9 protein-coding genes are annotated in these 11,750 nt (G+C 63.5%); 1 reads left to right on the top strand and 8 read right to left on the bottom strand.

What is annotated here, in order from left to right; all coding sequences use genetic code 11:
* Nucleotides 1-80 precede the first annotated feature (80 nt).
* The 4 genes from trmD to rpsP all read right to left on the bottom strand — a co-directional run bounded on the left by trmD (nt 81) and on the right by rpsP (nt 3,106).
* Complete coding sequence (gene trmD / locus QP305_RS05105) at nt 81-1,619, bottom strand: tRNA (guanosine(37)-N1)-methyltransferase TrmD (protein WP_284904405.1); 1,539 nt, start codon at nt 1,617-1,619, stop codon at nt 81-83.
* Nucleotides 1,620-1,627: 8 nt separating this feature from the next.
* Nucleotides 1,628-2,287, bottom strand: a complete 660-nt coding sequence (rimM, locus tag QP305_RS05110; protein ID WP_284904342.1) for a ribosome maturation factor RimM — start codon at nt 2,285-2,287, stop codon at nt 1,628-1,630.
* 100 nt (nt 2,288-2,387) lie between these two features.
* Nucleotides 2,388-2,627 carry an RNA-binding protein gene (locus QP305_RS05115; protein WP_026428525.1) on the bottom strand — a complete coding sequence of 80 codons (240 nt, stop codon included), beginning with the start codon at nt 2,625-2,627 and terminating at the stop codon, nt 2,388-2,390.
* Nucleotides 2,627-3,106, bottom strand: coding sequence for a 30S ribosomal protein S16 (gene rpsP / locus QP305_RS05120; protein ID WP_126135005.1), 480 nt, complete (start codon nt 3,104-3,106; stop codon nt 2,627-2,629). Before rpsP ends, QP305_RS05115 begins: the two co-directional genes overlap by 1 nt.
* A 305-nt stretch (nt 3,107-3,411) precedes the next feature.
* Here rpsP and QP305_RS05125 point away from each other — a divergent pair, with 305 nt between their 5' ends.
* Nucleotides 3,412-4,488: a cation diffusion facilitator family transporter gene (locus tag QP305_RS05125; protein WP_101595133.1), complete on the top strand. Its 1,077-nt coding sequence runs from the start codon at nt 3,412-3,414 to the stop codon at nt 4,486-4,488.
* 62 nt (nt 4,489-4,550) lie between these two features.
* On the opposite strand, the gene ffh is transcribed toward QP305_RS05125, so the two are convergent.
* The 4 genes from ffh to smc form a co-directional block, all read right to left on the bottom strand.
* Nucleotides 4,551-6,113: a signal recognition particle protein gene (gene ffh / locus QP305_RS05130; RefSeq protein ID WP_087071003.1), complete on the bottom strand. Its 1,563-nt coding sequence runs from the start codon at nt 6,111-6,113 to the stop codon at nt 4,551-4,553.
* Between the two features lie 205 nt (nt 6,114-6,318).
* Nucleotides 6,319-7,509 carry a signal recognition particle-docking protein FtsY gene (gene ftsY, locus QP305_RS05135; protein ID WP_284904344.1) on the bottom strand — a complete coding sequence of 397 codons (1,191 nt, stop codon included), beginning with the start codon at nt 7,507-7,509 and terminating at the stop codon, nt 6,319-6,321.
* Between the two features lie 46 nt (nt 7,510-7,555).
* Nucleotides 7,556-8,098: a hypothetical protein gene (locus tag QP305_RS05140; protein ID WP_284904346.1), complete on the bottom strand. Its 543-nt coding sequence runs from the start codon at nt 8,096-8,098 to the stop codon at nt 7,556-7,558.
* An 84-nt stretch (nt 8,099-8,182) separates the two neighbouring features.
* Complete coding sequence (smc, locus tag QP305_RS05145) at nt 8,183-11,719, bottom strand: chromosome segregation protein SMC (RefSeq protein ID WP_434736387.1); 3,537 nt, start codon at nt 11,717-11,719, stop codon at nt 8,183-8,185.
* Between the last annotated feature and the right edge of the window lie 31 nt (nt 11,720-11,750).

The following is an 11,750-nucleotide window of genomic DNA, read 5'->3' on the forward strand; positions in this document are numbered from 1 at the left end:
CTGTTATCGGTTAAGATCTCGCCGATGCGCGACCCCCTGCGGCAGGCTCAGCGCATTATGAAAGCGAGGAAACTCCACTATTATGCCACAGTCAGCGGACAGGCAAAAATAAGATCCGAGTTGATTACCTCACCCACCTGGAATTCCCGGGTTGCTACTTTTCGGAAACCACAGCGTTTGTAGAAACGTTGGGCCCGCCGATTGTCTTTATTCGTTCCGAGCCACAGGTAGGGTGTTGGCGCCGCCTCAACATCAGGGATTCGGGCCCGGCACGCCTCCACCGTTGCCCGCCAGAGCAGATCCGCTACCCCGCTGCCGTGCCAGCTGCGCTCCACATAGAACTTAGAGAGCTCAAGCAACGGGCCCTCCCGTTCCGGAAGGCGCGTGAATGGCGCACCGTCCTCACGCCCGGCTACGTCGTCGCCCTCCATTCCCACCACGCTATCGGGCAGCAAGGTGAGACTGTACCCCAGCAATTCCCCGCGTGACTCTCCGCTGGCGGCACGCACCACCACCGCCATCCAGTGCGGGTCGGCAAGGTAGTTTTCGAAAGCTGCGACGGAAAGATTCTCAGCTACGAAAGCGGCGATATCCGCCTCGCTGAGGTAACGCGGGCATGCATCGGGGAAGGTACGGGTGGCCAGCTCAGCCAGCTCGGTTGCGGTGCGCCGTCGCGCCCCGTCCGGGAACGCGCCGGCCGGTCGAGTCTCGCCCAGGAACGCGCCGGCCGGGTCCAGCCCGTTCTCGAGTGCTCCACCCGAAAACGTTTTGTTCGGTTGCGCCCCGTCGCCGGAAACGACGGCGCCAGCAGCCCCCAGGACCTCAGTATCCACCGCCACCGGGTGTACGTCGCTGGTGCGCCATACATAGCCCGCCGCCGCGAGCGCCGGCCGGTCGTGTTTGTCCAGCTGCGAGGTATTCAGCTCCGCGATCATATCGGGACGGCGCGCAGCGGTGCGCGCGATAGCTTCGTCGCGCCGGTAACGCGCCACCGCCCCGTGGTTACCGCTCAGCAGCACCGCGGGTACCTCGAGCTCTCGCCAGCTAACGGGGCGGGTGTAGACACGGTATTCGAGCAAACCTGCCGCACCGTGCGATTCTTCCACGAGGGACTCCGGGTTACCCACCATGCCGGGAATGAGACGGGTAACGGCCTCCACGAGAGCCACTGCCGCCACTTCCCCACCGTTGAGGACATAGTCCCCGAGGGAAAACTCCTCCACGCGCACCCCGTGCCCGCGGTAATGTTCAGCTACCCGCGCATCGATTCCCTCGTAGCGCCCGCAGGCGATAATGATACGTTCCCGGGTTGCCAGGTCTTCCACGAGGCGCTGGGTGAGGGGCCGCCCGGAGGGGGTGGGAATAGCAAGGGTGATTGTTTCCGGTGCGCTCGGACCGATAAGGTCATCGAGCGCACGGCCCCAGACGTCAGGTTTCATGACCATGCCAGCCCCGCCCCCGATGGGGGTATCGTCCACGGTGCGGTGGACGTCGCTGGTCCAGTCGCGCAGATTGTGGGTGCGAATATCGACGACGTCGCGACGGCGCGCCTTGCCCACCAGTGATAAATCGAGGACATCGAAGAATTCCGGGAAAACCGAGACGAGGTCAATGCGCAAGCCCGCCATTACTCAGCTTCCTCCGCACCGTCTTCCTCCGTAGTATTCGCTTCGGAGGTGCTTTGGTCCGCGCCGTTTTCACCTGCGCTGCTTTTCCCCAGGCCACTTTCCCCCGCGGCACTGAGGGCACCGGCCAGGTCATCACCTTCCACCACGATCATGTCGTCATCGGAGAAAAGCCCGGCCGGGGCATCCACGACGACGCAATGGTCGTCCAGATCCACGGCGGTCACAATCTCACGCACGAAGGGAACGCGGGCGATGCGGCCATCAGGCTCACGCACCACCAGGACATCCTGGGCGGGGCCATTTTCCAAACCGGTGATAATTCCGAGCTCGTAGCCTTCCGGGTCGAGTACTTCCAGACCGCGTAGCTCGTGGGCGTAGTAAGCGTCTTCTTCGGGCTCATCTTCATCGGTTTCCACGATGAGTCGCACCCCGCGCAGTGCTTCGGCGGTATCGCGGGTGGTTGATTCAGCGAAGAGCGCGTAAGTGACTCCCCGGTATTCGCGGGTGCGGGTGATGGTGAGCGGCCCGAAATCCGCCGGATCGGTTTCTAGCTGGGTCCCGACCGCGAGGCGGCGTGCAGGTGAATCCGTGCGCACATCCAGGCGGACTTCCCCTTTGAGTCCGTGCGGTGCCCCGATAATAGCTACCGTTAGTTGCATCGTGTCCTTCTTTCAGCTCCCGCACACGGCGGGCAACGGTGGTGGCTCATACAAAACCGGCCCGCAACCCCGAAAGGTTGAGGGCCGGTATGCCGCTACGTTAGTTACGATCCGTTTCGATAACATCCACGCGCACGGAGCCTTCATCCGAAAGCGCGTTGACGACGGTACGCAGAGCCTTGGCGGTGCGCCCGCCGCGGCCGATCACCCGACCGAGATCGTCAGGGTTAACCCGAACTTCCAAAAGTTCGCCACGACGATTACGTGATGCCGAGACCTTGACATCATCCGGGTAATCAACAATTCCCTTGACCAGGTGTTCCAGAGCGTCCGTCAGCATTAGGCTTCCTCAGTTTCCGCTTCGGTAGCTTCGCCAGCTTCGGCTTCCCCAGCTTCAGCGGCGGCAGCAGCCGCAGCTTCCGCTTCGGCCTTCGCCTTCGCTTCGGCGGCGGCAGCACGGCGCTTTTCGGCGTCGTCCTGGACCTTCTTGACCGCTGCGGCGCGCGCTTCTTCAGCGTTCACAGTTTCCGGAACACGCAGGCGGCCTTCCTGGCCATCCTTGTATCCCTTGAACTTCTGCCAGTCACCGGTCACCTTGAGCTGCGCGAGCACGGCTTCGGTGGGCTGAGCACCCACGCCGAGCCAGTACTGGGCCCGATCAGAATCAATGCGGATGGTGGACGGCTGGGTATTGGGATCGTAGTAACCGATTTCCTCAATAACCTTGCCATCGCGCTTGACACGCGAATCCGCCACGACGATACGGTACTGGGCCGCACGGATCTTACCCATGCGCTTCAAACGAATTTTGACTGCCACTTTTGTGGTCAATCCTTTCTCATTGGGGTGGGTTACCCGGCCGGTTGGGGGACGCGCACCGTGCAACCCGTGAACACAGATGACACCGGGTTGAGAGGGACCCGGCATCTTCCAAGTACATCTAGCTATTCTGCCAGAATTTCCCGGCGGAGGGAACCGGCAATGTGCGGACGTTCGGTGAGATCACTTACGCCGCCACGACGGGGCGATGCCGCTATAGCCGCGGTTCGAGCCCACCGTCTCACCATCGCTCCATCCCACCGTCCCACCGTTTCAACCTGACAAGCCCCACGGTGCCTGGCAAGATGGGAGGCGTGAATACCACCGTCTCTCCTGCCGCCGCGCCTGCGGGCACCGTCGCCGCCGTGGACTCCCCCGCCACCGCAGCCGCTCCTACCTCAAAACTGGTGCGCTATGCCTGGCTCTCCGTTGCGGCAGCCCTCATCACCATTGCGCTCAAAGCGGCCGGATACTGGCTCACGGGTTCGGTGGGTCTCCTCTCCGACGCCTCGGAATCGCTGGTCAATCTGGCAGCGGCTGTCGTTGCTGTGCTGGCTCTTTCCGCGGCTGCGAAACCCGCCAATGAGCGCTATACCTACGGGCGCTCGAAGGCTGAATATTTTTCTTCCGCCGTGGAAGGCGCGATGATTTTCGCGGCGGCCGGTTTTATTATTTTTTCCGCAGTTGATCGCATTATTCACCCCCAGCCGCTCTCGGACCTGGGATGGGGGCTGGGCATCGTGGCGCTCGCGTCACTGGTCAATGGGCTTGTCGGCGCCATCCTGCTGCGCGCCGGTGCGAAGCACCGTTCCCCCACCCTGCGCGCCGACGGCAAACATCTCCTGACCGACGTGATCACCTCCGCCGGGGTGATCGTGGGTGTGGGGCTGGTGGCGCTAACCGATCAGCCTCTTCTCGATCCCATCGTCGCTATCCTGGTCGCGGCCAATATCCTGCTCACCGGGGTAAAGCTGCTGCGTGAGTCGCTGGCGGGCCTCATGGACGCAGCCCTTCCCGACCCGGATACCGAAAAAATCGTAGCGATTCTCCGTTCGCATACCCGCCGCGAGGTGCGTTTCCACGGCCTGCAAACCCGGGTGGCGGGCCGTGAATCGTTTTGTAATTTTGATCTGCTGGTGCCCTCCACCTGGACGGTGCGCGAGGGCCACGAACTCGCCGAGGATATCGCGGAGGAATTACGCGCCGCCGTGCCCCACCTGCGTGCCCTCATCCACGTCGAGCCCTTGGAAGACCCGCGTTCCTACGAGGACATTCCGGAAGGTTACGTGCCGTTGGGCGGTATTTCTGATGCGGTGCCGGATATCGTGGTGGAGGCTTTAACCACGGGGAAGAACGACGACGCCGCTCCCTCCCAGAAATAACCACGTGGCCAAGAACAACGTAGCGGGCAAGATTCCTCCTGCCCGCTGCGCCGTCGTCGGCATTATTTAAGGAAGCGCTTGAGCTCTTCCATACTTGCCATATCGGGCCCCGCTTGAGCAGCGCCGGGAAGCTGAGCTCCCTTGCCGAAGGCCGAGCCCTGTTCGGCACGCTGCCGTGCCGCCGCTGCTTCGGCTTCCTGGCGGGCGCGTTTCGCCGGATTCCCCGAACGCCCCTTCTTGCCGCCCGAAACGTTCTTCTTCGCGCGTTTCTGTTTGCGTGAGCCCCCGCCAACGCCGGGCATGCCGGGCATTCCCGGCATCCCGCCCCCGCGACTCATCTGCGTCATCATTTTCGCAGCACCCTCAAAGCGCTGCACCAGCTGATTGACTTCCTGGACGGTGGTCCCCGAACCGCGAGCGATGCGCTGACGGCGCGAACCGTTGAGGATTTTCGGGGTACGGCGCTCGGCGGGCGTCATGGATTGGATAATGGCCTCCACGCGCCCCATCGAGGATTCATCCCACTGCTCGAGGGCTTCGCGGTACTGCCCCATTCCGGGCAGCATCCCCATGAGTTTCTTGAGGGAACCCATCCGCTTGATTTGATTCATTTGCACGAGGAAGTCATTGAGGTCGAAGGACCCCTCGCTCATTTTTTCCGAGAGTTCGCGCTGCTGTTCTTGCGTCCAGGTGGCTTCGGCCCGTTCGATAAGGGAGAGAATATCGCCCATATCGAGGATGCGGGAAGCCATGCGGTCGGCGTGGAAGCGTTCGAAATCTTCCAGTTTTTCACCGGTGGAGGCGAAGAGAATCGGTTTGCCGGTCACGCCGCGCACCGAGAGCGCCGCGCCGCCGCGGGTATCGCCATCGAGCTTGGTGATAACCACGCCGGTGAAGCCAACGCCATCTTGGAAGGCCTTCGCGGTGGCAACCGCGTCCTGGCCGATCATGGCATCGATAACGAAGAGTACTTCGTCGGGATTGACGGCGGCCCGGATATCGGCGGCCTGCTGCATGAGGACCTCGTCGATACCCAAACGCCCGGCGGTGTCCACCACGACGGCGCCGTAGCCGTTCGCGGCGGCGTAGTCCACGCCACTGGCGGCCACCTGGATGGGGTCACCCACCCCGTTACCGGGTTCGGGAGCCCATACATCCACCCCGGCGCGTTCGCCCACCACCTGGAGCTGTTGCACGGCGTTGGGGCGCTGCAAATCGGAGGCCACGAGAAGCGCCTTGCGGCCCCCGCGGGCGAACCAACGCCCGAGCTTACCAGCCAGCGTGGTTTTACCCGCGCCCTGGAGGCCGGCGAGCATGACCACGGTGGGCCGCCCCTGCGCAAAATTCAGTTCCCGAGTTTCCCCGCCGAGAATCTCGATGAGTTCGTCATTAACAATTTTGACGATCTGCTGGGACGGGTTGAGGGCCTGGGAGCGCACCGCACCGGTGGCTCGTTCGCGCACCGCGGCGGTGAACTCGCGCACCACGGGAAGCGCGACATCGGCGTCCAAGAGGGCACGCCGAATCTCGCTAATGGTGGTTTCTACATCCGCCTGGGTGAGAACACCCTTGGAGCGCAGATTCTTGAATGCACCGGAAATCCGGTCGGAAAGATTATTAAACACTGGCCAGCCTTCGCGTCAAAAACTCGTTCCATTGTAAAGCAGGGGGCGCGGGCGCGCATATTCGCCGCTGGTGCGGCGGCGTGCCCGCTGATGCGGAGGTATGGTGCGGCGGTAGAGCTACCCGCAAACGTGGCGCCGGGATACCAGCCCGCGCGTCTCTGCCCGCTCCTTGCCCCACGCTCCGCACTTCCCGTACTTCCCCCACTTAGTTCAGTAGGGAATCGACGAAATCTTCCGGGTCGAAGGGAGCCAGGTCGTCCGGCCCCTCCCCCAGGCCCACCAGTTTGACGGGCACGCCCAGTTCACGCTGCACCGAAATAACGATGCCGCCCTTGGCGGTGCCGTCCAGCTTGGTGAGCACAATACCGGTCAGCCCGGTGACCTCCGCGAAAACGCGGGCCTGCTGCATCCCGTTTTGCCCCGTGGTGGCATCCAGGACGAGAAGAACTTCATTGACCGGCGCGGTGCGTTCCATAACGCGCTTGATTTTTCCAAGTTCGTCCATAAGCCCGGCCTTATTTTGGAGGCGTCCAGCGGTATCCACAATCACTACGTCCACTCCGGCAGCATCGGCCTGCGCCACCGCATCGAAAGCGACGGAGGCCGGATCGGCACCTTCGCGATCCGAACGCACCACATCGACTCCCACGCGGTCGCCCCAGGTGACCAGCTGATCCGCTGCGGCCGCCCGGAAGGTATCAGCAGCCCCGAGCAGCACCGTGGTTCCCTGCGCGCGCAGCAGGCGCGCGAGCTTACCCACCGTGGTGGTTTTCCCGGTGCCGTTCACGCCCACCATAAGAACCGCCGCGGGATGCACCGCGCCGGAATCCGCTTCGCTGCGGGTGAGGTTGAGGGAGCGATCCATATCCGGACCCACGTGGCGCAGCAGTTCCTCACGCAAAATTTCGCGTACCCGCTGCGGGTCGCTGGTGCTTTCAATTTTCACCCGCGAGCGCAGGCCCTCCATGATCTCACTGGTAGCATCCAGCCCCACATCGGCCATGATGAGGGTATCTTCCAGTTCTTCCCAGTCGGCCGCGGAAAGATCCCCGCGCGAGAGAATCGCCAAAAGTGCCTGCCCGAAACCGCCCGAGCGAGCCAGCCGGGCCCGCAGGCGCTGCATCCGGGAGGGAATCGATTCGGGTTGTTCAACAGCCGGAACGGTAACAATAGCCGGGGTGGCATCGCTGGTGCTTTCACCGGGAGTTTCGCCGGGTGCTTCCGCATCGGTACCCTCCGCGGCTTCTGCCGCACCATCCCCTTCAAGAACTGGGGTATCCCGGCGTTCCAATTCCTCGCGCCGCTGGTTCTTTTTGACCAGGGAAATGACGAGGGGAACGAGGAGGAGGGCGGCAACGCCAGCGATGACAAGTGCAAGAACTACAGGATTATCCACCCCTCCAGTCTTGCAGAGGGGGACAAGTTTTTCCACCTAGAAGGTTTTAGGCGCTGCGCCGTTCGCGCTCGTCAGTATCCTCAGGCGCGAAACTTTCTGCGACGTCCGTGCCGTGGCTTTCTTCCGGTGCCTCCGCAGCAACGCCCACGACGTCCGCACCATCCACACCGTCCACGACTCCTGCGACGCCCGCGCCCTCCACTTCCGCGCGGTTTTCTTCTTCGGCGCTCACGGCGCGACGGCGCAGCGGCGGGGCGGGAATACGAGCCCGCAGTTTTTCACTGTTGCGGCGCACCGTTTCCGAGATTTCACGCTCCGTTTCCCGCGCGCGGTCAAAGTGCTCATCGAGGGTTTCGGAAGTGATATAAGCTTCGGATTCGTGCGCGAAAGCCTCGAACATATCGTCTACTGCCGTATCGTGGTGGACGATGTCATAGGTGTCCATATCCAGTTCATCAGAGCGCCACGCGTCAAAAGATTCCGCGACGGATGTTCCAGCGCTTTTCCCGGAATTCCGCGCAAAGGACAGGGCATACACCAGCGCTGCGGCAGCGATAATGATGGCGATAACAACGATGATAAGGGGCACGGTCTCATTATGAGAATTTTTGCGGCGGACGGCTACCTCCAACCCGCCCGCGAGCGGAATTGTTACCGAACTGCAACGTAAGTCTCATTGTTCGCGCAGCTCAGACATGCGCTGGGAAACCACGGTGGATACCCCGTCTTCGCGCATTGCCACCCCGTATAGCGCATCGGCAATTTCCATGGTGCGTTTCTGGTGGGTGATGACCAGGAGCTGGGAAGAGCGCTGCAATTCCCGGAAAATCTCGAGAAGGCGCCCCAGATTAACGTCATCAAGGGCGGCTTCCACCTCGTCCATCACATAGAACGGGGAGGGGCGAGCCATAAAGATCGCCACGAGGAAAGCAATAGCGGTGAGCGAGCGCTCCCCACCAGAAAGCAGGGACAGCCGCTTGACGCGTTTACCGGGCGGCCGCGCCTCAATTTCCACCCCGGTGGTCAGCACATTCTCCGGGTCGGTGATAATAAGGCGCCCTTCCCCACCCGGGAAAAGGCGAGCAAAAACCTGCTCAAAACGGGCGCTACTATCGCTAAGCGCGGCTTTCATAACGAGGGTGACTCGTTCATCAAGCTCCGCCACAATATCGAGAAGGTCGGCGCGGGTTTTCTTCAGGTCATCAAGTTGCTGGGCGAGGTACTTTTGACGTTCTTCCAGCGCGGCGTGTTCCTCCAGGGCGAGCGGGTTAATGGTGCCCAGCCTCGCGAGGGCACGCTGCGCCGTAGCCAGGCGCCGTTCCTGTTCGGCGCGAATGTAGGGCACCGCACCGTCCTCGGTGGGCACCTGGATATGCGGTCCGAATTCTTCGACGAGGGTAGTGCTATCGACGCCCAGGTCCTCGAGGGCACGGGTGGCTAGCTGCTCGTATTCCATGCGGGCACGGGCGGTCGCCAGTTCGCGGGCGTGGGTGGAATCTGCGAGCTCGCGTTCGCGGGTGCGTAGCTGATCGACGCGTTCGCGTAGGTGCGTGAGCTGCCCCTCGGCGCCGTGTTGTTCTTCTTCTACCCGACGACGCCGCTCGGCCACCTCGGCACGTAGGCTGCGCACGTGAGCCAAGGCGCGCACCGCCCCGGCTGCGACCTGCCCCGCCAGCACCGCGTGCTGGCCACGGATCTGGCGGGCGCGTTCTTCCCGCTCAATACGTTCGCGGGCCAGCCGGGCCCGGTTATCCAGGGCATCAGCCCGCCCGCTCAGGGCCCGGAAGCGTTCTTCGGCGGTGCGCAGCGCCAGCCGAGCCTCCGTTTCCTGTTTGCGGGCTCCCACGGCGGCCTCATGCGCGCTATCGCGCTGCTGAGAGAGCCGGGCAAGTTCGCCATCACCTGGAATATCGGCAGTATCTTCTTCAGGCTCCGCGAAGCTATCCAGCTCTGCTTGCCGGGCGGCGATATCTTCCCGCAAGGAGGCGGCGCGGGCGACGGTGCGCTCTTCATCGGCGCGCGCGGCGGAGAGGGCCTGGCGCAGGGCCCCCAATTGGGCGGTGGCGGCGGCCAGGTTAGAATCGCGCGCCGTCAGTTCACTCCCGGAAGCTTCGGCGCGGGCGCGGGCATCTTCTTCAGCGCTCTCCGCTTTCCGGAGCGCCGCGGCTGCCTCGTCGGCTGCGGTGGCGGCGGCATCAAGCTGCTCGGAGGCCTCCTGGTAGGCAGCTTGGCGGGCGAGGGTAGCAGCGGCGGTGGCCTCTCCCCCGGTAGCGGTGCACGCAGTGATAATGTCTCCGCTCCGTGTCACCGCACGGGGAGCCCCGGCACTCACGAGCTGACGGGCGGTCACAAGATCGGCAGTGAGGGCGGTGCCTGCCAGGAGCTGTGTGAGGAGGCCAGCTAGATCGCTGCCTGCCTGGGACCCGCTCACCACCGCCAGGGCATGAACTGCGGCATCCGGATCTGGGCGCACCGTTTCGAAAGCAGCATTGAGCGCAGCTTCGCGGGCGGCAGCTGCGGCGTCGTCGTTCTTCCCTCCCGTAATGGTGAGGGTAAGGCGCCCGGCTTGCGCCTGCGCGGCACCCCGCAAAATATCGACGGCGCTGTCCAGATTGTCCACCACCGCGCCGGATGCGGCGCCCATCAGCGCATTTTCCGCCGCGCTTTCCCATCCGCGTTCCACGTGGAGGTGGTCGCGCAACAGGGCCGCACCGTGCTCGATAGCCCAGGCAGTGGCATCTTCGGGTTCCAGCGAGAGCGCGAGAGTATCGACAATCGCTTGTAAGCGCGCCATTTCCTCGCGAGCACGCGCCTCGTTCGCACGGGCGTCTTCCACGGCGGCGCGGGCCGCGAGATGAGCCCGAGTATGTTCTTCGTGAGTGGTGGCGAGGGTATCGTCCCCGGCGGAGGTGGCAACGAGTTCTTCTTCGATAGCCGTAACCTGCACGCTGGTGGTTTGCACGCGCTGGCGCGCGGCCGCCACGTCCTTCTCTACGCGTTCAATTTCGGCTTGGAGTGCTTCGAGCCGAGAGCGCACCGCGGAAACTTTCCCGGCCCGGCGCGCGGCGTTCTCCCGCGCGTCAGCACGGGCACGGCTCGCCTGGTTATAGGCTCGCTCAGCGGCAGATTCCGCGGTTTCAGTTTCCTCACGCTGGGTAAGGACGGTGCGCAGGGCGTCCTGGGCCTCACGTACGCGCCCCTCCAGTTCTTCTTCTTCAGCGCGAGCCCGGACGGCGCGCGCCTGGAGCTCCTCGGGGTCGTCTTGCCCGCCCCGTGCCGGCATGGTGCTCAGGGTGCGTTCGCGTTCGCGCGCCAGTTCGTCCATGGCGCGGAATCGTTCCTCGAGGGAGGCGAGCCGCTCGGAGCTATCGCGCAACGCAGAGAGCTGGGGACTCAGGCGCGCATGGTGTTCTTCTGCCTCGGCGAGGGCGGCGCGGGCCTGGGTGAGGGCCGCTTGGTTTTCTTCACGTAGCTGGGCGGTGCGCTGGTCTTCGGCAGCCCCGGCTTCCAGCCGCGCCTGCGCCTGTGCTAGATCATCAGCGAGAAGGCGGGCCCGAGCGTCGCGCTCGGTGGCTTGGATAACCTGGGCACGGCGGGCGGCCTCCGCCTGTTTGGCGAGCGGTCCGAGCTGACGGCGCAGCTCCGCGGTGAGATCCTCCACCCGCGTGAACGAGCCCTTCATCGCTTCGAGTTTACGCAGAGTTTTTTCTTTGCGACGGCGGTGTTTGAGCACCCCGGCGGCTTCTTCAACGATATTGCGGCGCTCTTCGGGACTGGAGGTGAGAACTTCGTCGAGGCGGCCCTGCCCGATAATGACGTGCATTTCCCGCCCCATGCCGGTATCCGAGAGCAGTTCCTGGACATCGAGGAGGCGTGCCGGGGTGCCGTTAATGGCGTATTCGGAGCCGCCGGCGCGGAAGAGAGTACGGGTGATGGTCACTTCGGAATATTCGATGGGGAGCACGCCATCGGAATTATCGATGGTGAGGGAAACTTCCGCGCGTCCGAGCGCGGGACGACGCGAGGTGCCGGCGAAAATAACATCCGCCATGGAGCCACCCCGTAGAGTTTTCGCGCCCTGCTCGCCCATCACCCAGGCGAGGGCGTCCACCACGTTGGATTTCCCTGAACCATTAGGGCCGACCACCGCGTTAATTCCGGGTTCAAAGCGCACTGTGGTGGCGGTGGCAAAGGATTTGAATCCTCGCATGGTCAAGGTTTTTAAGTGCACGATTACAGAT

Origin of the sequence: Actinotignum timonense, assembly GCF_030216305.1 — a bacterium.
Classification (GTDB): Bacteria; Actinomycetota; Actinomycetes; order Actinomycetales; family Actinomycetaceae; genus Actinotignum; species Actinotignum timonense_A.

Bases quoted from the DNA above. Each gene is read 5' to 3' on its own strand.
- rimM (WP_284904342.1), bottom strand. From the start codon at position 2,287: ATGCAACTAACGGTAGCTATTATCGGGGCACCGCACGGACTCAAAGGG.
- QP305_RS05115 (WP_026428525.1), bottom strand. From the start codon at position 2,627: ATGCTGACGGACGCTCTGGAACACCTGGTCAAGGGAATTGTTGATTAC.
- QP305_RS05125 (WP_101595133.1), top strand. From the start codon at position 3,412: ATGGGAGGCGTGAATACCACCGTCTCTCCTGCCGCCGCGCCTGCGGGC.
- smc (WP_434736387.1), bottom strand. From the start codon at position 11,719: ATGCGAGGATTCAAATCCTTTGCCACCGCCACCACAGTGCGCTTTGAA.